The organism is Streptomyces sp. CA-250714 (assembly GCF_050936705.1).
GTDB lineage: Bacteria > Actinomycetota > Actinomycetes > Streptomycetales > Streptomycetaceae > Streptomyces.
Window position 1 is genome coordinate 3,692,419 of record NZ_JBNJMI010000001.1, and the last position, 19,640, is coordinate 3,712,058.

17 protein-coding genes, 1 tRNA gene, 1 other RNA gene and 1 pseudogene are annotated in these 19,640 nt (G+C 71.7%); 7 read left to right on the forward strand and 13 right to left on the reverse strand.

Annotated features, from left to right (window positions below):
- Positions 1 to 22 precede the first annotated feature (22 nt).
- Positions 23 to 1,141, forward strand: coding sequence for a cobalt-precorrin-5B (C(1))-methyltransferase (locus ACQEU8_RS16415; RefSeq protein ID WP_433102441.1), 1,119 nt, complete (start codon positions 23 to 25; stop codon positions 1,139 to 1,141).
- A gap of 179 nt (positions 1,142 to 1,320) precedes the next feature.
- Here ACQEU8_RS16415 and cobM read toward each other — a convergent pair whose 3' ends face one another.
- Positions 1,321 to 2,070, reverse strand: coding sequence for a precorrin-4 C(11)-methyltransferase (cobM, locus tag ACQEU8_RS16420; protein ID WP_433101237.1), 750 nt, complete (start codon positions 2,068 to 2,070; stop codon positions 1,321 to 1,323).
- The gene (gene cbiE / locus ACQEU8_RS16425) at positions 2,067 to 3,374 is read right to left on the reverse strand and encodes a precorrin-6y C5,15-methyltransferase (decarboxylating) subunit CbiE (protein ID WP_433101239.1); all 1,308 of its coding nucleotides are present in this window, start codon (positions 3,372 to 3,374) and stop codon (positions 2,067 to 2,069) included. Before cbiE ends, cobM begins: the two co-directional genes overlap by 4 nt.
- Positions 3,375 to 3,479: 105 nt before the next feature.
- On the opposite strand from cbiE, the gene ACQEU8_RS16430 reads away from it, so the two are divergent.
- Complete coding sequence (locus tag ACQEU8_RS16430; RefSeq protein WP_433101241.1) at positions 3,480 to 5,333, forward strand: prolyl oligopeptidase family serine peptidase; 1,854 nt, start codon at positions 3,480 to 3,482, stop codon at positions 5,331 to 5,333.
- Here ACQEU8_RS16430 and ACQEU8_RS16435 read toward each other — a convergent pair.
- The 4 genes from ACQEU8_RS16435 to ACQEU8_RS16450 form a co-directional block, all read right to left on the reverse strand.
- Complete coding sequence (locus tag ACQEU8_RS16435) at positions 5,236 to 6,096, reverse strand: SURF1 family protein (protein WP_433101243.1); 861 nt, start codon at positions 6,094 to 6,096, stop codon at positions 5,236 to 5,238. The genes ACQEU8_RS16430 and ACQEU8_RS16435 overlap by 98 nt on opposite strands.
- 152 nt (positions 6,097 to 6,248) lie before the next feature.
- On the reverse strand, positions 6,249 to 7,478 hold the full coding sequence (locus tag ACQEU8_RS16440) for a hypothetical protein (RefSeq protein ID WP_433101245.1): 1,230 nt from the start codon (positions 7,476 to 7,478) through the stop codon (positions 6,249 to 6,251).
- Complete coding sequence (locus ACQEU8_RS16445; RefSeq protein ID WP_433101247.1) at positions 7,475 to 8,050, reverse strand: SigE family RNA polymerase sigma factor; 576 nt, start codon at positions 8,048 to 8,050, stop codon at positions 7,475 to 7,477. The genes ACQEU8_RS16440 and ACQEU8_RS16445 overlap by 4 nt, the downstream gene beginning before the upstream one ends.
- Positions 8,051 to 8,398: 348 nt before the next feature.
- Complete coding sequence (locus ACQEU8_RS16450; protein WP_433101249.1) at positions 8,399 to 9,679, reverse strand: aspartate kinase; 1,281 nt, start codon at positions 9,677 to 9,679, stop codon at positions 8,399 to 8,401.
- Between the two features lie 291 nt (positions 9,680 to 9,970).
- Between ACQEU8_RS16450 and ACQEU8_RS16455 the strand changes: the two genes are divergently transcribed.
- Complete coding sequence (locus tag ACQEU8_RS16455) at positions 9,971 to 10,756, forward strand: VWA domain-containing protein (RefSeq protein ID WP_433101251.1); 786 nt, start codon at positions 9,971 to 9,973, stop codon at positions 10,754 to 10,756.
- 67 nt (positions 10,757 to 10,823) lie between these two features.
- On the opposite strand, the gene ACQEU8_RS16460 is transcribed toward ACQEU8_RS16455, so the two are convergent.
- From ACQEU8_RS16460 to ffs, 5 genes are all read right to left on the reverse strand, one after another.
- A complete protein-coding gene (locus tag ACQEU8_RS16460; RefSeq protein WP_433101253.1) occupies positions 10,824 to 11,486 on the reverse strand; it encodes a DUF5063 domain-containing protein in 663 nt (220 codons plus the stop codon).
- A gap of 74 nt (positions 11,487 to 11,560) precedes the next feature.
- On the reverse strand, positions 11,561 to 12,160 hold the full coding sequence (gene recR, locus ACQEU8_RS16465) for a recombination mediator RecR (protein WP_433101255.1): 600 nt from the start codon (positions 12,158 to 12,160) through the stop codon (positions 11,561 to 11,563).
- A gap of 210 nt (positions 12,161 to 12,370) precedes the next feature.
- Complete coding sequence (locus ACQEU8_RS16470; protein WP_433101257.1) at positions 12,371 to 12,706, reverse strand: YbaB/EbfC family nucleoid-associated protein; 336 nt, start codon at positions 12,704 to 12,706, stop codon at positions 12,371 to 12,373.
- Between the two features lie 357 nt (positions 12,707 to 13,063).
- The gene (locus tag ACQEU8_RS16475; protein ID WP_433101259.1) at positions 13,064 to 15,469 is read right to left on the reverse strand and encodes a DNA polymerase III subunit gamma and tau; all 2,406 of its coding nucleotides are present in this window, start codon (positions 15,467 to 15,469) and stop codon (positions 13,064 to 13,066) included.
- A 73-nt stretch (positions 15,470 to 15,542) separates the two neighbouring features.
- Positions 15,543 to 15,641: signal recognition particle sRNA small type (ffs, locus tag ACQEU8_RS16480), an RNA gene on the reverse strand.
- A 108-nt stretch (positions 15,642 to 15,749) separates the two neighbouring features.
- On the opposite strand from ffs, the gene ACQEU8_RS16485 reads away from it, so the two are divergent.
- Positions 15,750 to 15,834, forward strand: a tRNA-Ser gene (locus ACQEU8_RS16485).
- A 318-nt stretch (positions 15,835 to 16,152) separates the two neighbouring features.
- Here the strand turns inward: ACQEU8_RS16485 and ACQEU8_RS16490 are convergent.
- Positions 16,153 to 17,106 (reverse strand): annotated as a pseudogene (locus tag ACQEU8_RS16490) (NAD(P)-binding domain-containing protein); the annotation flags it as partial.
- Between the two features lie 61 nt (positions 17,107 to 17,167).
- Complete coding sequence (locus ACQEU8_RS16495; protein ID WP_433101261.1) at positions 17,168 to 17,344, reverse strand: hypothetical protein; 177 nt, start codon at positions 17,342 to 17,344, stop codon at positions 17,168 to 17,170.
- A 104-nt stretch (positions 17,345 to 17,448) separates the two neighbouring features.
- On the opposite strand from ACQEU8_RS16495, the gene ACQEU8_RS16500 reads away from it, so the two are divergent.
- From ACQEU8_RS16500 to ACQEU8_RS16510, 3 genes are all read left to right on the forward strand, one after another.
- Complete coding sequence (locus tag ACQEU8_RS16500) at positions 17,449 to 18,525, forward strand: flavin-containing monooxygenase (RefSeq protein ID WP_433101263.1); 1,077 nt, start codon at positions 17,449 to 17,451, stop codon at positions 18,523 to 18,525.
- A 99-nt stretch (positions 18,526 to 18,624) separates the two neighbouring features.
- A complete protein-coding gene (locus tag ACQEU8_RS16505; RefSeq protein ID WP_433101265.1) occupies positions 18,625 to 18,981 on the forward strand; it encodes an ArsR/SmtB family transcription factor in 357 nt (118 codons plus the stop codon).
- Positions 18,982 to 18,983: 2 nt separating this feature from the next.
- Positions 18,984 to 19,496 (forward strand): N-acetyltransferase family protein, encoded by a 513-nt coding sequence (locus ACQEU8_RS16510; RefSeq protein ID WP_433101267.1) that lies wholly within the window; start codon positions 18,984 to 18,986, stop codon positions 19,494 to 19,496.
- The last annotated feature ends 144 nt before the right edge of the window (positions 19,497 to 19,640 follow it).

A 19,640-nucleotide genomic window follows, 5' to 3' on the forward strand; every position in this document is an offset into this window, starting at 1 on the left:
GGCTGAGGAGTCCAAGGGCGTCATGGCTGAGGAGCCCAAGGGCGGGCGCGGCGCTCAACTCAAGCACACCGGGTTGCGGCCCGGCTGGACGACCGGTGCCTGTGCGACGGCGGCGACGACCGCCGCGTACACCGCGCTGCTGACCGGCGACTTCCCCGACCCGGTGACGATCACGCTGCCCAAGGGCGAGACGCCTTCGTTCGCGCTGGCCCGCGAAGAGTGGGCGCCGGGGTGCGCCATGGCCGCCGTGGTGAAGGACGCGGGCGACGACCCCGACGTCACTCACGGCGCCCTGGTACGCGCCACCGTGCGCCCCCTCGCGCCGGGCGCGGGCGTCGTCTTCCGCGCCGGGCCGGGCGTGGGCACCGTGACCCGTGCCGGGCTGCCCCTCGATGTGGGCGAGCCCGCCGTCAATCCGGTGCCGCGCCAGATGATGCGCGAGCACATAGAACGCGTGGCCCAGAAGTACGGCGGCAGCGGCGATGTGGAGATCACGCTCTCCATCGACAACGGCGAGGAGATCGCACGCTCCACCTGGAACCCGCGGCTCGGCATCGTCGGCGGGCTGTCCATCCTGGGCACGACCGGCATCGTCGTCCCGTACTCCTGCTCCGCGTGGATCGATTCCATCCGGCGCGGGGTGGATGTGGCGCGCGCGGCCGGTCGTACGCATGTGGCCGGATGTACGGGCTCGACCTCGGAGCGGACGGTCGTCGCCGAGTACGGGCTGCCGGAGGACGCGCTGCTGGACATGGGGGACTTCGCGGGCGCGGTCCTCAAGTACGTACGCCGCCATCCCGTCGACCGGCTCACCATCTGCGGCGGCTTCGCCAAGCTGTCCAAACTGGCCGCCGGGCACCTGGATCTCCATTCGAAGCGTTCCCAGGTCGACAAGGCCTTCCTCGCCTCCCTCGCCCGCCAGGGAGGGGCCGACGAGGCGCTCGCCGCCCGCATCTGCGAGGCCAACACCGGCCTGGCCGCCCTGCAATTGTGTGCCGCCGCCGATGTGCCACTCGGCGATCTCGTTGCCGCCGCGGCCCGCGACGAAGCCCTCGCTGTGTTGCGCGGGGCGCCAGTCGCAGTCGACGTCCTCTGCATCGATCGCGCCGGCACCATTGTGGGCCGCAGCACTATCCGCTAGGTCCCAGGGGGCTGCGCTTGCCAGCCCTGCGCCCTGGGGGCACCTCCCGGCCGGAGGCTGGGGGAGCAGACCTCCCAAGCGCAGTAGGGGGTGCGGACGCGCCCCGTCAGGGGCGCGGGGAACTGCGCGACAAGCCACACGCAACCTGCAGCCTGCGGACGGCAGACAGGGGCACCCCCTCAGCACACGTGCCGGTCCCGCTCCGCCGAATAAAGGTGGCTGTCCCGAAAGTGCTCCGCCGCAAGCGTGCGCCCCACCATGATGACGGCGGTCTTACTAATACCCGCGGCCCGCACCTGCTCCGCAATGTCCTGCAAAGCCCCCCGCAAAACAATCTCCTCCGGCCGACTGGCGAAAGCCACCACCGCGACAGGGCAGTCGGCACCGTAATAGGGCACCAATTCGGCGACGACCTCATCGACGTACCGCACCGCCAGGTGCAAAACGAGCAGCGCGCCGCTGCGCCCCAACGTCGCGAGGTCCTCCCCCGGCGGCATGGGCGTCGCCTGCCGCGCAACGCGGGTCAGCACGACGGTCTGCCCAACAGTCGGCACCGTCAACTCCCGCTTCAGCGCGGCGGCCGCCGCCGCGAACGCGGGCACGCCCGGTACGACCTCGTACGGCACCTCCGCGGCATCGAGGCGCCGCATCTGCTCGGCGACGGCGCTGAAGACGGACGGGTCGCCCGAGTGCAGCCGCGCCACGTCCAGCCCCTCGCGGTGGGCGCTGACCAGCTCCCGCGTGATGGCGTCCAGATCGAGCTGCGCGGTATCGACCAGCCGCGCGTCGGGCGGGCACTCGGCGAGCAGTTCGCGGGGCACCAGGCTGCCCGCGTACAGACACACCTGGCAGGCGGCGAGCGTACGGGCGCCGCGCACCGTGATCAGATCGGCGGCGCCGGGCCCGGCGCCGATGAAGTACACCGTCATGTGTCCCCTCCCAAGTCCCCTCCCACTGCCGTGCCCGCGCCCTTGCACACCGCCCATTGCGTCACCGGCATCGCCTGCCGCCAGCCCGTGAAGCCGCCCACCGGCACTCCGTGCGCCACCGAGAGCCGCACCAGCTCACCGCCGTACCGCCGGTACCACTCCACCAACAGCGCCTCCGACTCCAGGGTGACGGTGTTGGCGACCAGCCGGCCGCCCATCGGTAGCGCGGCCCAGCAGGCGTCCAGCAGGCCGGGCGCGGTCAGCCCGCCGCCGACGAACACGGCGTCGGGCGTGGGCAGTCCGGCCAGCGCGCCCGGCGCCGTACCGGTGACGACGCGCAGCGAGGGCACGCCGAGGCGGTCCGCGTTGCGGGAGATGCGTGCGGCCCGCTCGGGGTTGCGCTCCACCGTGAGCGCCCGGCACGCGGGGTGGGCGCGCAGCCACTCGACGGCGATCGAGCCGGCGCCGCCGCCGACGTCCCAGAGCAGTTCGCCGGGCGCGGGCGCCAGCGCGGCCAGTGTCGCGGCGCGTACGTGGCGCTTGGTGAGCTGCCCGTCGTGCTCGTAGGCGGCGTCCGGCAGCCCGGGCACGGCGCCGAGCCGCATCCCGTCCGGGGCGGCCGTGCAGGTGACGGCGACGATGTTGAGGGGGTCGCCCGGCGGGTGCGGCCAGTCGTCCGCCGTCCCCTCGTACCCGCGCTCGTGTGCGCCGCCGAGCTGTTCCAGCACCCGGATCCGGCTCGGCCCGAACCCGCGCTCGCGCAGCAGCGCCGCGACCTCGCCGGGGGTGCCGGCGCCCGCGCTGAGGACCAGCAGCCGCCGCCCGTCGTACAGTGCGGCGGCGATCCGGGCAAGCGGCCGGCCGACGACGCTGACGACCTCGCACTCCTCCAGCGCCCACCCCAGCCGCGCGCACGCGTAACTGACGGACGAGGGATGGGGCAGCACCCGGAGCGGAAGGTGCGGGAGCACTTCCGCGAGGGTGCGGCCAATGCCGTAGAAGTACGGGTCGCCGCTCGCCAGTACCGCGATCCGGCGCCCGGCGTGCGCCGCGAGCAGCCCGGGCACGGCGGGCCGCAGCGGCGACGGCCACACCACCCGCTCCCCCGCGCACTCCTGCGGCGACGGCGACGACGGCAGCGACGGCAGCGACGGCGACGGCAGCAGATCCAGCTGGCGGCGCCCCCCGATGATCACCTCGGCAGCGCGCAGCGCCTCCCGCGCGGGCCCGGCCAGCCCCGCCCAGCCGTCGGCCCCGATCCCGACGAGGGACACCTCGGGCTCAGCAGCGGCAGACGGGGACATCACAGACACCTAGGGGGACGCGAAGGCTCTCGAAGACGGACGGCTGGAACTGTACTGTTCGGGACCCCACGCCCCGACCACCGGTCCCGGTCCACAATGGGGCGCATGGATCAGAACGCACTGCCCGACCACGCCATGCCCGACTGGGAGAAGCGGTTCAGGGCGCCGCGCGTCTCGCTGCCCGACTGGGCCGAGGACGCCCCCGCCCGGTCGCTGTTCGTATCGAACGCGACGGGCACGTTCGAGCTGTACGCCTGGGACCGTACGACCGGTGAACAGCGGCAGGTGACCGACCGGCCCAACGGCACCACGGACGGCACCCTGACGCCCGACGGCGAGTGGATCTGGTGGTTCTCGGACACCGACGGTGACGAGTTCGGCATCTGGATGCGCCAGCCCTTCGCGGGTGGCCCGGACGCCGTCGCCGTCGAGGGCCTGGACCCCGCCTATCCGGCGGGCCTGGCGATCGGCCGGGACGGCACCGTCGTCGTCGGCCGCTCCACCGACGAGGACGGCTCGACCATCCATGTGCTGCGCCCCGGCTCCCCCGCTCCCGTCGAGATCTACCGGCACAGCGAGTCGGCCGGTGTGGGCGATCTCTCACACGACAGCACGCTGGTGGCCGTCGAGCACACCGAACACGGCGACGCCATGCACTCGGCGCTGCGCGTCATACGGCCCGACGGTTCGACCGTCGCCGAACTGGACGACAGCGAGGGCGGCACCAAGGAGCTCGGCCTGACCGTGCTCGGCTTCGCCCCCCTCGACGGCGACCCGCGGCTGCTGGTCGGCCACCAGCGGCACGGCCGGTGGGAGCCGATGATCTGGGACCCGGTCGCGGGCACGGTGACGGAGCTGGAGCTGGACCTGCCCGGTGACATCGCAGCGGAGTGGTACCCGGACGCCTCCGCGCTGCTGATCGCGCACAGCTACCAGGCCCGCGACGAGCTCTTCCGCTACGACTTGGCGAGCGGCGAACGCACCCGTATCGACGCGCCCGCCGGCTCCGTCATGGGCGCGACGGCACGGCCCGACGGCACGGTGGAGTATCTGTGGTCGTCCGCCGCCGAACCGCCGCAGGTACGTTCCACCACCGGCTCCGCCGTGCTCGACCCTCCCGGGATGAAGGCGCCCCGCTCGGTGCCGGTCGAGGACGCCTGGGTCGAGGGCCCCGGTGGGACCGTGCACGCGCTGGTGCAGAAGCCGGCCGGGGAGGGCCCCTTCCCCACCGTCTTCGAGGTGCACGGCGGCCCCACCCACCACGACAGCGACTCCTTCGCCGGCCAGCCCGCCGCCTGGGTCGACCACGGCTTCGCCGTCGTACGGGTCAACTACCGCGGCTCCACCGGATACGGCCGCGCCTGGACCGACGCCCTCAAGCACCGCGTCGGCCTGATCGAACTCGAGGACATCGACGCCGTCCGCGGCTGGGCCGTCGACTCCGGGCTCGCCGACCCGGACCGGCTCGTGCTGGCGGGCGGCTCCTGGGGCGGGTACCTCACCCTCCTCGGCGTCGGCACCCAGCCGGAGGTGTGGGCGCTGGGGCTGGCCGCCGTGCCCGTCGCGGACTATGTCACCGCCTACCACGACGAGATGGAGGCGCTGAAGTCCATGGACCGCACCCTGCTCGGCGGCACCCCGGAAGAGGTGCCCGAGCGCTTCGCGGCGTCCTCTCCTCTGACGTACGTCGACAAGGTGCGCGCCCCCGTCTACATCTCGGCGGGCGTCAACGATCCCCGCTGCCCGATCCGGCAGGTCGAGAACTACGTCGCCAAGCTGGCAGAGCGCGGCCACCCGCACGAGGTGTACCGCTACGACGCGGGGCACGGCTCGCTCGTCGTGGAGGAGCGGATCAAGCAGGTCAGACTGGAGATCGACTTCGCGTTGCGGCACCTTCCGAAGACGGACCGGGCGGGCCGGCATCCTCTCCCGGACCGTCCGATGGCCCGTCCGGAATGAGCCCCAGGGCCGCGTCCTTGGCCAGCTCCGCCTCCCGGCGGAAGAAGCGGAACCACATGAAGACCACGAACCCGGCGAACACGAACCACTGCGCCGTATAGCCCAGGTTCTGGAACGCCTTCATGTCGAGGCCGGTGTTGTCGGGCGCGACCGGCGGCACCGGCCTCAGCGGCTGCTGCGTACGCTGCTGGGTGATCCAGGCGTCCTCAACGCCGTACGGGACGACGTTGACGAGCGCCGCGGCACTGACGAAACCGAGCTGCCCGTCGGGCAGTGCGCGCGTGGCCGAGTCACCGGCGTCGTTCTGCGACTCCGACGCCTGGAGCACACCCTCGACGGTGACCTCGCCCTTCGGGGGCGCCGGTACCCGGTCGGGGTCCGCCTTGCCGGGCAGCCAGCCCCGTACGACGGGCAGCGCCTTGCCGTCGTCGGTGTCCTCGGTGCGCAGCAGCGACAGCACATAGAAGCCCCGCTTGCCCTTGACCGTACGGTCCGGCACCAGCAGCGGATGCGCGGTGTCGAACCGCCCCGTCACCTCCGCCGTACGGCCGACCGTGTCCTCGGTGAGCGGCAGCAGCTCCCGCAACGCCCGCGCCTTTTCCTGCGACTGAGCCGTCGACTGCTCCTGCTGCTCCTGGTGCCGGTCGACCCGGTCGTCGAAGCGGCTGAGCTGCCAGCTCCCCATCAGCACACAGACCGGAATCGCCAGCACGGCGAAGATGTTGATCGCCCACCACCGCGGGGTCACCAAGAACCGGTACACACCCCAACAGTACGACCACGCGATACGGGGCACGCCGTCAGGGGGCCGCGCCCCGAAGGGGCGCGGGGAACTGCGCGCCCAGCCACCACGAAGCGGCACACGGGCACTTCCTCAGCCCACAACGGCGAGCCCCCGAACCAGTGCGGGCCAGCTCAGCTCTGCGGAATAACGCCCGTGCGATAAACGGTGCCGCTACCACACGCGCCGGGCACCCGCGTCCCCGCGACAGGCGCACCGCCCTCCGGGGTGTGGGAAACCACGACCTCGGCCTCGCCCCCGCCAGGGTCCCCGTTGCCGCCGTCGGTCTCACCTGGCGTCCCGGTGTTGCCGCCCGAGCCGTCACCACCACCGTCGGCGGAGCCGTCACCGACAGCGGCGCCGGACCCGGAGGTCTCACCGTCGTACCGCCCGCCCTGCGGCGAGGGCGAGCTGCACCCGTCGTTGGGCACATAGGCGAACTTCACCACGTACGCCTGGCCGGGCCGCAGCACGACCTCGTCCCGCGCGGCGGCCGGATCGCCGAGGCCCGGCGCCGGATCGCCGGGGGTGTGGTCGACGACCACGACCTGCCCGGCACCGCTGCCCTGCACGGAGGCTCCGACGACGCCCTCGCCGTCGACCGTGCACGCGTCGCCGGAGACGTTGGAGACGCGGAAGCTGCCGTAGACGGTGCCCGAGCTGTCGGGTGCCCCCGACTGCGCCGAGCCGCCGCCCAGCTGGTCGCTGCCGCAGGTGGGCGCGCTGGCGCTGAGGGTCTCGTCGGGGTCGGCGCCGCTGTCGCCGGGGCCGCCGGAGGGCGACGGGGAGGCGTCCGCACCGCCCTTGTCGCCCTTGCCCTCGTCCTCGTCCTTGCCGCTGCCCTGCTTGTCCTCGCCCTTGCCGGCGTTCCCGCCGGAACCGGCGTCGGGGCCGCGGGTCTGACCGTGGGTGCTGGCGGCGGTCATCGGGCGGTCGTCACCGCCGACGCCCGGTACGACGCCGCCGTAGAAGAGCGCGGGCACGCCGACGACGGCGACGAGCGCCGCCGCCACCCCGCCGACCATCGCCTGGCGACGGTGCGCACGGCGCGCGGGCACCGCGCGGCGCAGATGTTCGAGCGTGCGGTCGAGATTGTCGGCGGGCGGCTCGATACTGCGGACACTGCTCCTGAGGAGCTCCCGCAGGGTCTCCTCCTCGGAGCTGAGCGCGGACTCCGGGAAGAGGTCCAGCGACATCTCCTCGGCGGCGCCGAGCTCACTTCTCCCGTCGGTTCTCGCGTCGGCATCCTCCGCGGGACGCCCGTCCAGTTCCTCGGCACTCTCGGCGCTCTCGTCCCGCTCGTCACGCGGCACCGGCCGCTCGCGCGGCTCCTCGCCGCCGGGGAGGCCCGGTCGCTCACTCATGACGCCGTCTCCATGGCGGTGCGCAGCGCGGCGATGCCTCGCGATCCGTACGCCTTCACGGAGCCGAGGGAGAGTCCGAGCACCTCGGCTACCTGAGCCTCGGTCATATCGGCGAAGTACCGCAGCACCAGCACCTCGCGCTGGCGCCGCTGCAAGCCGCGCATCGCCTGTATCAACTGATCCCGTTCGAGCTGTTCGTAGGCCCCCTCCTCGGCGCTCGCCATGTCGGGCATCGGCTTGGAGAGCAGCTTCAGCCCGAGGATGCGGCGGCGCAGCGCGGAGCGGGACAGGTTCACGACCGTCTGCCTGAGGTAGGCGAGGGTCTTCTCGGGGTCGCGGACGCGCTTGCGCGCCGAGTGGACGCGGATGAACGCCTCCTGGACGACGTCCTCGCACGAGGCGGTGTCGTCCAGCAGCAGCGCCGCGAGCCCGAGCAAGGACTTGTAGTGGGCGCGGTAGGTCTCGGTCAGGTGGTCGACTGTGGTGCCATGAGCCATCGCCTCGTCAGCGTCCCCAGGCTGAGTGAGCGGGCGCGAAGGGCGCGCGGCTGGCCACGGCGCGATCACAGGCATGCCTCCGGCCACCGGTAGCCCTCCAGCACCGGGGCCGGGGCGACCAGGGGCCGTTGCGATTCCGAGTAGCTCTGCCACGCCTGTTTGACACGTTTCCCCCCGTCAGGGTTGTACGCGACAGGCACTGTGCCGGAAAACACACCACATGCCGTCATACACACATCTCTCAGTCTCTGTGATCGCCCCGTGTCTTCCAGGCCGTCGACCGCGCTCCCCACTGCGCGTCAGGCTCTGGAGGCACAAAGACGCTCCCCGCCTGCCTGCCGGTTGCAGGGGCGGGGAGCGCCATTGTCCGTCAGTGAGCACCACCGTGGCCAGTGGGCCGTACGGACGGCCGAAAGGACCCCGTCAGCGGCCGGTGCCGCCGTAGACCACGGCCTCGTCCGTCTCGCTGTCCAGTCCGAAGGCCGAGTGGACGGCGCGGACCGCGTCGCCCACGGCCTCCTCGCGGGTGACGACCGAGATGCGGATCTCCGAGGTGGAGATCAGCTCGATGTTCACCCCGGCGTTGGAGAGCGCCTCGAAGAAGGTCGCCGTGACGCCCGGGTTGGTCTTCATCCCGGCGCCGACGAGGGAGATCTTCGCGATCTGGTCGTCGTAGCGCAGCGAGTCGAAACCGACCGTGCCCTGCACCTTCTCCAGCGCCGCGATGGCCTTCTTGCCCTCGGACTTGGGCAGCGTGAAGGAGATGTCGGTCAGGCCCGTGGAGGCGGCGGAGACGTTCTGCACCACCATGTCGAGGTTGATCTCGGCCTCCGCTACGGCGCGGAAGAGCGCCGCGGCCTCGCCCGGCTTGTCCGGCACCCCGACGACCGTGACCTTGGCTTCGGACGTGTCGTGCGCCACACCCGAGATGATCGCCTGCTCCATCGACTCTTCCCCTTGCCCGTCCGGCTGCTCGTTCGTGACCCACGTGCCCTTCAGGCCGGAGAAGGACGACCGCACGTGGATCGGGATGTTGTAGCGGCGCGCGTACTCGACACAGCGGTGCAGCAGCACCTTGGAGCCGGACGATGCCAGCTCCAGCATGTCCTCGAAGGAGATCCGGTCGATCTTCCGGGCCTTCTTCACCACCCGCGGGTCGGCGGTGAAGACACCGTCGACGTCGGTGTAGATCTCGCAGACCTCGGCGTTCAGCGCCGCGGCCAGCGCGACGGCCGTGGTGTCGGAACCGCCCCGGCCCAGGGTGGTGATGTCCTTGCTGTCCTGGGAGACGCCCTGGAAGCCGGCGACGATCGCGATGTTGCCCTCGTCGACCGAGTCCTGGATCCGGCCGGGGGTGACGTCGATGATCCGCGCCTTGTTGTGCGCGGAGTCGGTGATCAGCCCAGCCTGGCTGCCGGTGAACGACTGCGCCTCGTGGCCGAGGGATTTGATCGCCATCGCCAGCAGGGCCATGGAGATCCGCTCTCCTGCGGTCAGCAGCATGTCGAACTCGCGGCCGGAGGCGACCGGAGACACCTCTGAGGCAAGATCGATCAGCTCGTCCGTCGTGTCACCCATCGCCGAGACCACGACGACAACCTGGTTGCCGTTCTTCTTGGCTTCGACGATCCGCTTGGCAACGCGCTTGATGCCTTCGGCATCGGCAACGGAGGAGCCGCCGTACTTCTGCACGACAAGGCCCACGTGTGCTCGCTCCTCGAATCAATTCCCGGGACCCCGGCGCTCCGTGCGACGCTGCCCGGAATGATGGGATCCACTGGTCGGCTCAGTGTAACGACCGGACGGAACCCGGTCCCGTCCGCGAAAGCCCCTGCCCACCAGGGCCGAAATGACACGGAAACGTGACTCTGTTCACGATGCGCCGGGCACGGGCACGGGCAGCAGGACACTGCGCACCGTGACATCGCGCAGAGTCACACCGCGCGCCGGGTCTCTCGCCTGAGCGGGCCCGCGACCGAGGAGGGGAAGGCCCGCATGGCCATCGACTACGTGAAACGCGCGCCAGGCCGGCCCGGGGAGGAAGCACTCCCAGCTGCCGGAGGTCCGGCGGTCGACCTGCGGAAGCTCGCCGCCCGGGCGCCCGGCCTGGTTGACCTGTACAAGACCGCCCGCCAGTCGCTGGAGAGCGCCGGGCTGGAGGGCCGGCGAGCCGCGGTCTATCTGGTCCTGGACCGCTCGGGAAGCATGCGCCCGTACTACAAGGACGGCACGGTCCAGCGCCTCGCGGAGCAGACGCTGGGGCTCTCCGCGAACCTCGACGACGACGGCACCGTCCCCGTCGTCTTCTTCTCCACCGAGGTGGACGGCACGGCCGAGGTCAGCCTGGACGCGTACGAGAACCGTATCGGCGTGCTGCACGAGAGCCTCGGGCACATGGGCAGGACCAACTACCACCTCGCCATGCAGGCGGTCATCGACCACTACACCGCCTCCGGTGCCACGGAGCCGGGCCTGGTGATCTTCCAGACGGACGGCGCCCCCACCTTGCGGGCCGCGGCCGAGCACGTACTGTGCACGGCCGCGCGACTGCCGCTGTTCTGGCAGTTCGTCGGCTTCGGCGACCCGGACAGCAAGCAGTTCGACTTCCTGCGCAAGCTCGACGAACTCCCGGTCCCGGCCAAGCGCGTGGTGGACAACGCCGGCTTCTTCCCGGCGGGCCCCACGCCCCTCGCCCTCTCCGACGACGCCCTCTACCGGAGCCTGCTGCGCGAGTTCCCCTCCTGGCTCACCGCCGCACGAGAGGCGGGCATTCTGCGCTGAGAACACTGAGAACGCTGAGGAGCCGGGCGGGAAACCGGGCCGGAAGCCGGGCTGCTCAGGCTCAAGCTCAGGCGTTCTTGAGACCCAGCGGCTCGGCGATCTCGGCGGCCATGACGGCGCCCGCCTCGGCCTCCAGGGAGCCGTCCTCGTCCACCGCGTTGCTGTCGGTGTCCAGGCCGTCGAGCTCGTCCAGCGGCTTGTCCAGCCGGACGTGCGCCACCAGCGACTGGAGTGCGCGCAGCGCCGCCGAGGCGGTCGGGCCCCAGTTGGAGAGGTAGGAGAACTGCCACCACCACAGGGCTTCGCTCACCCGGCCCGCGCGGTAGTGGGCCATACCGTGCCGCAGGTCGGTCAGCACATCCGAGAGATCGTCGGAGATCCGGCAGGCGACGGGCGCCGAGCGCGGTACGTACGGGTCGAAGACCTCCGAGTAGACGTCGACCGGGTCCAGCAGCGCGGCGAGCCGCTCGCGAAGCTCGTCCACGTCCGGCTCGGGGCCCACGTCCGGCTCGTACCGCTCGTCCGGGACGATGTCCTCGTGCGCGCCCAGCCGGCCGCCCGCGAGGAGGAGCTGCGAGACCTCCAGCAGGAGGTAGGGAACGGCGCTGTCCGGGTCGTCGCCCTTGGCGACCTCGGTGACCGAGACGATGAAGCTCTCGATCTGGTCGCTGATCTGGACGGCGAAGTCGTCAGGGTTGTTCTTGATGGAGTTCAGCGTCGCATCAGACATCGGGCAACCTCTCCCCTGTGGGCTCTTGCGGCCCCTGGCTCGCACAGGCTCGCACGGGCTCGTACATCACGGGCTCACACATCAAGGAGCCGCCTTCCCTCGAAGGCCCGCCCCAGAGTGACCTCGTCCGCGTACTCCAGGTCTCCCCCCACGGGAAGCCCGCTCGCCAGCCGCGTCACCTTCAGCCCCATCGCGGAGACCATCCGCGCGAGGTACGTGGCCGTCGCCTCGCCCTCCAGGTTGGGGTCCGTGGCGAGGATCAGCTCGGTGACCGTCCCGTCGGCGAGGCGGGAGAGCAGTTCCCTTATCCGCAGGTCGTCGGGGCCGACGCCCTCGATGGGGCTGATCGCCCCGCCCAGCACGTGGTACCGGCCCCGGAACTCGCGGGTCCGTTCGATCGCGACGACGTCCTTGGGTTCCTCGACCACGCAGATGACCGACGGGTCACGACGCGGATCGAGACAGACCCGGCACTGCTCCTCCTGTGCGACATTGCCGCACACCGCGCAGAACCTGACCTTCTCCTTGACCTCGGTCAGCGCACTGGCGAGCCGGCGTACGTCGACGGGCTCGGCCTGCAGGATGTGGAAAGCGATCCGCTGCGCGCTCTTGGGACCGACGCCGGGCAGCCTGCCCAACTCGTCGATGAGGTCCTGGACCACGCCTTCGTACACGGATGGCTCCCGCCTGCTCTCTGTTCGTCTCTGAGTACGTTAGTGGCCCGTACGAGCCACCACTAGCCGCCGGCCGGCCCCCGACCACCACCGACCGCCGCCGGGCAGCCGCCGCTTCCCGGCCCTGCCGTGCCGCGTGCCGCGTTGCTTCGCGGGGCGCCTGGCGCGCAAGGCGCCTGGCGCGCAGGGCCGGGGGCGGGACGGCGCCGGTCAGAACGGAAGGCCGGGCATTCCGCCCATGCCCTGCGCGAGGGGGCCGAGCTTCTGCTGCTGGAGCTCGGCAGCCGCGCTGTTCGCGTCGCGGACCGCCGCGAGCACCATGTCCGCGAGGGTCTCGGTGTCCTCCGGGTCCACGGCCTTGGGGTCGATGACCAGCCCCTGAAGCTCACCGGAACCGTTGACGGTCGCCTTCACCAGACCACCGCCCGACGTGCCCTCGACGGATGCCTCGGCCAGCTCCTGCTGCGCCGCGGCCAGATCCTGCTGCATCTTCTGCGCCTGTTGCAGCAACTGCTGCATATCAGGCTGCCCACCACCGGGAATCACGATTGCTCCTGGCTCACTAGACGCCTCTTCACCGCCCCGAGCCTACGTGCTCACCCCCTCCAGGGCGGCCCCCTCCCCGAACCCCCTTTGCCGCCGGCCCCTGGCTGGGCGGGCAGGGCTGAGGGCGTACGGGAACGGAGGGGGCGCGGGGGTGCGCGGCAACGGGCGCGGGGAGCGCGAGGGCGCGGGTGGGTGCGGGCCCACGTCCGTGGCTGCGCCGTCGCGGCGACGGCGCAGCCAAGGCACAACCCCTACATGCAGACGGCCGCACAAGCCAAGAGCGGTCGCCTGCCCGGCGCGGGCCATGGCCGAGCCGGGGCCCGGGCGCCGACGAGCGGGTGGGCCGCGTCGGGGGGGTCAGTCGTGTTGGAACTCTTCCAGCACCGTCGCGCCGAGTTCGCGGACGATGAGGTCGTGGCCGGAGAGGGCGGACTCGTCGAGGTCGGGGTCGTCCTCGGCGGGCATGTCGTCGTCCGGGCCGAAGCTCGAGGGCGGGGGTGCCGAGCGAGCGGGCTCCGGGGCGGGCGCGGGTGGTGGTGCTGGTGCCTGGGGCGGAACCGGCGCGGATTCGGCTCCCGCGGGCTGCCCCGTCCCACCGGGCGCCCCCGGCGCGGTGGAGGGCGCTCCCGGCGTGGGCGCGGGCGCCGACCACTGCTGCGGCGGCGCCTGTGCGGGAGCGGGCGCCGCTACCGCACTCCGCGCACCGGCCGCGCCGCCTCCCATGGCGCCGGACCCCGCGCCGTACCCGGAGCCCGGCCCGCTAGGGCCCCCGGCACCACCGCCGCCGCCGTTACCGCCGCCGCCCGACGGGTCGACGATGGCCTCGACCTGCCACTGCACTCCCAGCGCGTCAGCGAGCGCCTGCCGCAGCACCTCGTCACTGCCGCCGTTGGCGAAGCTGTCGCGCGCCCCCGCGTTGGGGAACCCGATCTGGAGCGTCTTGCCGTCGAAGCCGACGATCTGCGCGTTCTGGCTGAGCAGGATCCAGGTGAAGCGCCGCCGGTTCTTGACGGCCTCCAGGATCTGCGGCCACATCTGCCGGACCTGCGCCGGGTCGCCGCCACCGCCCGTGGGGGCAGCCGCAGGCCCCTCGTCCGCCGGCGGCCCGGACGGGGCCGGGGCGGCGGGAGGGGTGGCGGGTCCACTGCCGGCCGACGGTCCGGCCGTACCGGGCCAGGCACCGGGTCGCCGCCCGGCGTCCCCCGCACCAGCTCCACCGCCACCGCCCGGCCAGGCCCCAGGCCGTCGTGCCGACTCCGCGCCAGCAGGCGCGGACGGAGCCGGAGATGAAGAAGGAGCTGGGGCCGGTTGTGCGGGCGCGGGCACCGACTCGGCGGCGGGCTGCCCACCCGGACCACCGTCCCCCTCGCCTGAGGCGGCAGCGGCCGGCGCCCCGGAAACACTCCCCGAAGCACCCGCCCCACCAGGCACACCCCCACCAACGCCGGGAGCCCCACCGCCCCGAGCCCCACCGCCCGGAGCTCCACCACCGGGGGCCCCAATGCCCGGAGCCCCAACGCCAGGAACCCCACCGCCCGGAGCCCCGACACCCGAAGCTCCAACACCCGGCGCCCCGCCACCAGGAGCACCCAACGCGGCACCCGCGGCGCCCCGCTCCAACCGGTCCAGCCGGGCCTGCACGGAGCGCTCGTCCCCGTACGCGGCGGGCAGCAGTACCCGCGCGCAGATCAACTCCAGCTGCAACCGGGGCGCGGTGGCCCCCCGCATCTCCGTCAGGCCCGTATTGACGATGTCGGCGGCACGGCTCAGCTCAGCGGCTCCGAAAACCGACGCCTGGGCCTGCATCCGCTCGACCACATCACCCGGCGCGTCGATCAGCGTCTTCTCGACGGCGTCCGGCACAGCGGCCAAGATCACCAAGTCCCGCAGCCGCTCCAGGAGATCGGTGACGAACCGCCGCGGGTCGTGCCCGCCCTCGATGACGCGGTCGACGATCTCGAACGCACGCGCCCCGTCCCCCGCGGCGAAGGCGTCCACGATGTCGTCCAGCAACGCGCTGTCGGTGTAGCCGAGCAGCGAGGTCGCCATGGCATATGTCACACCGTCCTCACCGGCCCCGGCGAGCAACTGGTCCATCACCGACATCGAGTCCCGTACCGAGCCGGCTCCGGCCCGTACGGCCAGCGGCAGCACCGCGTCATCGACGGGGATCTGCTCCCGCTCACACACCTCGGCCAGATAGTCACGCAACGTGCCTGGCGGAACGAGCCGGAACGGATAGTGGTGCGTACGCGAACGAATGGTCCCGATGACCTTCTCGGGCTCCGTCGTCGCGAAGATGAACTTCAGGTGCTCGGGCGGCTCCTCGACGACCTTCAGCAGCGCGTTGAACCCCGCGGGGGTCACCATGTGCGCCTCGTCGACGATATAGATCTTGTACCGGCTCGAAGCGGGCCCGAAGAACGCCTTCTCCCGCAGCTCACGGGCGTCGTCCACACCCCCGTGCGAGGCGGCGTCGATCTCGATGACGTCGATCGAACCGGGCCCGTTCCGCGCCAGATCACGGCACGACTGGCACTCCCCGCAGGGCGTCGGCGTGGGCCCCTGCTCGCAGTTGAGACACCGGGCCAGGATGCGCGCGCTGGTCGTCTTCCCACAGCCGCGCGGGCCACTGAAGAGGTACGCGTGGTTGACCCGGTTGTTCCGCAGAGCCTGCTGGAGCGGGTCGGTCACATGCTGTTGCCCGATGACCTCCGCGAAGGTCTCGGGGCGGTAGCGGCGGTACAGGGCGAGGGACGACACACCCCCGACGATATAGGCCACCACCGACAAGTGGCCCACCCCACGGCCGGGCCCCATCATCCGGCCACCCGGCAACGCAAACGCCCCTCACGCACCCGCCAGAGCCGACCTACCCTTGCTGCCTTCCGGCCCTGGGGGAGTTCGGTCAGTTAGCGCCACGTGAGGGGCTGCCGCCAGCCTACCCGATCCCCCACACCCCCTTCGACCTCCCTCCCCACCCCCATCCCCACCCCGGATACGAGTTCGCGAGCACTCCCCGAGGTCTTGTACAGTTTGCGGCGGAGGATTCGCCTAGTGGCCTAGGGCGCACGCTTGGAAAGCGTGTTGGGGGCAACCCCTCACGAGTTCGAATCTCGTATCCTCCGCCCAGCTCTCACCGGGCTGAACGTAGGGCCCCACCGCTTCGGCGGTGGGGCCCTACGTAGTTCGTGGCTCCAGTTTTGGTGGCAGTTGGCCACCTGAGCTGACCACCTCCACCTGAGCGGGCCGGTTCCAGGGCCGCTCCCCGGCTCCGGTCGCGGCCCCACGGATTCCGGCGTCGGTCACGAACCGCAGCATCCGCCTGACGGTGCTGCCGCAACAGCAGTCGGCGCTCCCGTAACGGCAGCCGGTGACGGGGGCGGGGCCGGGGCGCCGAGGTGAACCAGTTCGGGTGCTGGAGCGCAGCAGCCGTCCTCGGCGGAGAGGAAGGACAGGTCCGGGCGGAAGCCGGTGAGCACGATCACCTCGTCCACCGGTTCCAGGCGCTGTCCGTTCTCGGAGACCAGCACCAGGCGGCCGTCGGTGTCCTGCTCGATCGCCTCGGTGCGGAACCCGGTGACCGCGTCGGCGTAACCGCCGTCCACGGCGGCCTTCGCCGCGAGGCCGAGGGCGCCGCGGGCGGGGAGTTGGTCGGCTTCGCCGCCGCCGAAGGTGGAGCCGGAGATGCCCCGGCGCCGGATCCACACCGCCTTCGTACCGGCGCCTTCGTTCGTCTTGGCGAGGTCGGCCAGGTAGGCGAGGGCGGTGAAGGCGGAGGCGCCCGAGCCGATGACGGCGGTGCGCTTGCCCGCGTAACGAGCCCGTACGGCAGGGTCGTTGAGGTCGGGGACGCGGTAAGTGATGCGGTCGGCCGCCGTCTTCTCGCCGAGGGCGGGCAGGCCGCTGCCGCCTGCAGGGCCGGGGGTGCTCCAGGTGCCGGAGGCGTCGATCACGGCACGGGCGGTGACGCGTTCCTCGCGTCCGTCGGCGTACTGGACGTGGACGACGTAGGGCTGTGCCTCGCGGTCGGCGTCCACGACGCGGTCGCGTCCGACGCGGGAGACGCCGGTGACCGTGGCGTTGCAGCGGACCCGCTCTCCGAGTGCGTCGGCGAGCGGCTGGAGGTACTGCTCCGCCCAGTCACCACCCGAGGGATAGGTGGCCGCGTCGGGCTTGACCCAGCCGGTAGGGGCCAGCAGCTTCTCGGCCGCAGGGTCGGTCACCTCTCCCCAGGGAGAGAACAGCTTGACGTGGGACCACTCGCGTACGGCTGCCCCGGCGACCGGACCGGCCTCCAGGACGAGGGGCTCGATGTCCTGCTCGATCAGGTGCGCGGCGGCGGCCAGGCCGACCGGACCCGCCCCGATCACCACGACGGGAGGCTGCTGGGTGCTCATGACGGGGATTCCTCCGGGGCGTAGGCGAGTGGAAGCGGCGCAGGGGCGGGATGGCTGTTGATCAGCGGAACGGGAGGGCCTCAAGGACGGCCGCCTGCGTGTTCCGGCGCCGACTCCGGGCGCGGCAGCCGGCGTCGCACACCTGCGTACAGCTGTCGCAGAACTCGACTCCGGCCAGGTGGCGGGCTTCCCGGCGGGCCCGGTAGGCGGTCACGACGGTGCGCAGAGCGGCGGCCATGTCGATCTCCTGTTTCGATGTGTGTCTATGGCTTGTGCTGTCAGCCTGGCACTTGATTCGATGTGCGTCAACATAGACGTTCGTCGAATCCAGGCGGTTTGTTCATGGAGCATGTAGACGTTGCGGTGATCGGCGGAGGCCAGTCCGGACTGGTCGCAGCACAGGCACTGACCGCGGAGGGACTCCGCCCTCTCGTACTGGAGGCGTCCGACCGGGCGGCCGGTTCCTGGCCTCGGTACTACGACAGCCTCACGCTTTTCTCGCCGGCCCGCTTCAGCGCGATACCCGGCACGCCGTTCCCGGGGGAGGGAGATCACTACCCGCATCGGGACGAGGTGACCGACTACCTGACGGGGCTGGCCGCCGGCCTGGGCACGGAGATCCGGTTCGGCACGCGCGTGGAGAGCGTCACGGCGAGTGGTGACGGCGGCTTCCTGGTGCGCACCGAGCAAGGAGACGTGCTGCGCGCGGCCGGCGTGGTGGCGGCCAGCGGCTCGTTCGGCAACCCGCACCGGCCCAAGCTTCCCGGCCAGGACAGCTTCTCCGGTGAGCTGCTGCATGTAGCCGACAACCGCGAGCCCAAGCCATACGCGGGCAAGCATGTGGTCGTGGTGGGCGGCGGCAACTCCGCCGTCCAGGTCGGCTACGAGCTCGCCCAGATCGCTGAGGTCACCCTCGCCACCCGCACCCCGATCCGGTTCCTGCCGCAGACCAGGAACGGCAAGGACATCCACCACTGGACGACCACCAGCGGCTTCGACCAACTGCCGCCCGCCTGGCTCGCCCGGGCCGTGCCCGGCACGCTCGTCATGGACACCGGCGAGTACCGCCGCGCGCTGGAGGAGGGTCTGCTCAAGCGGCGGGAGATGTTCACCGCCCTGGACGGCGAGCACATCGTCTGGCCCGACGGGGAACGCGAGCGTGCCGATGTGGTCCTGCTGGCCACCGGATACCGGCCCGACCTGCCCTACCTGCACTCGCTTGGCGCCCTCGACGAGAGCGGCATGCCGCTGCACAGCGACGGCCTGTCCCTGGCTCACCCCGGGCTGGTCCATCTCGGCCTGGAGTTCCAGCGCTCCTTCGCCTCCAACACGCTGCGCGGCGTGACCCGGGACGCCGAGCACGTGATTCCGCCGCTTGTCGCCCACGTCCGCAAGGCCCCCGCCACTGTCGGCCTGTAAGCAGGGGGACGCGAGTTCAGGGGTGCGGCACCAGGGGCTGCCAATCGGTGACGTTCCGCGCCCCTGGATTACTGTTTCGACCCGTGTCAAAATAGAGGTATGTCGAAGACGAGTCTGCCGCTGGCCGAGGTGGTGCCGTGCTGCCCGCCGGTGACCGAGCGCCCCATGACCGCGGAGGAGGCCGAGACCGCCGCGCGGATGTTCAAGGCGCTCGGCGATCCGGTGCGGCTGCGGCTGTTCTCCGCGGTCGCCTCCCACGCGGGTGGCGAGGCGTGCGTGTGCGACATCTCCGACGTCGGTGTTTCTCAGCCGACCGTCTCCCACCACCTGAAGAAACTGAAGGAGGCCGGGCTGCTGCTCTCCGAGCGGCGCGGCACCTGGGTCTACTACAGCGTCGCCCCCTCCGTGCTCGCCGCGATGGGCCAGATCCTGACGACCGCCCCGGCAGCCGCCTGACGATGAGCCGCCCCGACCCGTCGAGCACCCGCGTCCTCCCACTGGTCCGTGAGCACGCCGAAGACGTACTGGCGATCTACCAGGCAGGCATCGACGAGGGCAACGCCACCTTCGAGACCACCGCCCCCACCTGGGACGCTTTCGACGCGGCCAAGCTGCCCGACCACCGCTTCGCCGCCCTCGACGCAAACGGAACGGTCCTCGGCTGGATCGCGGCCACCAAGGTCTCCGACCGCTGTGCATACGCCGGAGTGGTCGAGCACTCCGTCTACGTCCACCCTGGCGCCCGCGGCCGGGGCGTCGCCTCCGTACTGCTCAAAGCACTGATCGACTCCACCGAGGCCGCCGGGATCTGGACCATCCAGTCGGGCGTCTTCCCGGAGAACACCGCCAGCCTCGCCGTCCACCAGCGCGCCGGGTTCCGCATCATCGGCACCCGCGAGCGCATCGGCCGGCACCACGGCCGCTGGCGCGACGTCGTCCTCATCGAACGCCGCAGCCCCGCGATCATCTGACCCGCGCCGCGCAGGACCGGACCGGCTGTCAGATGGGGCGTGGATGATGGGCTGAGAAGCATCGACATAGCCTGGGCGCGTCAAGAGCTGGCTCGTTTCCCCCAGTTGACCCAGCTTCACCGGCCCGCCTGACCCTCCCGGTGC

Bases quoted from the DNA above. Each gene is read 5' to 3' on its own strand.
- ACQEU8_RS16415 (WP_433102441.1), top strand. From the start codon at position 23: ATGGCTGAGGAGCCCAAGGGCGGGCGCGGCGCTCAACTCAAGCACACC.
- cobM (WP_433101237.1), bottom strand. From the start codon at position 2,070: ATGACGGTGTACTTCATCGGCGCCGGGCCCGGCGCCGCCGATCTGATC.
- cbiE (WP_433101239.1), bottom strand. From the start codon at position 3,374: ATGTCCCCGTCTGCCGCTGCTGAGCCCGAGGTGTCCCTCGTCGGGATC.
- ACQEU8_RS16430 (WP_433101241.1), top strand. From the start codon at position 3,480: ATGGATCAGAACGCACTGCCCGACCACGCCATGCCCGACTGGGAGAAG.
- ACQEU8_RS16440 (WP_433101245.1), bottom strand. From the start codon at position 7,478: ATGAGTGAGCGACCGGGCCTCCCCGGCGGCGAGGAGCCGCGCGAGCGG.
- ACQEU8_RS16445 (WP_433101247.1), bottom strand. From the start codon at position 8,050: ATGCCTGTGATCGCGCCGTGGCCAGCCGCGCGCCCTTCGCGCCCGCTC.
- ACQEU8_RS16455 (WP_433101251.1), top strand. From the start codon at position 9,971: ATGGCCATCGACTACGTGAAACGCGCGCCAGGCCGGCCCGGGGAGGAA.
- ACQEU8_RS16460 (WP_433101253.1), bottom strand. From the start codon at position 11,486: ATGTCTGATGCGACGCTGAACTCCATCAAGAACAACCCTGACGACTTC.
- ACQEU8_RS16495 (WP_433101261.1), bottom strand. From the start codon at position 17,344: ATGGCCGCCGCTCTGCGCACCGTCGTGACCGCCTACCGGGCCCGCCGG.
- ACQEU8_RS16500 (WP_433101263.1), top strand. From the start codon at position 17,449: ATGGAGCATGTAGACGTTGCGGTGATCGGCGGAGGCCAGTCCGGACTG.
- ACQEU8_RS16505 (WP_433101265.1), top strand. From the start codon at position 18,625: ATGTCGAAGACGAGTCTGCCGCTGGCCGAGGTGGTGCCGTGCTGCCCG.
- ACQEU8_RS16510 (WP_433101267.1), top strand. From the start codon at position 18,984: ATGAGCCGCCCCGACCCGTCGAGCACCCGCGTCCTCCCACTGGTCCGT.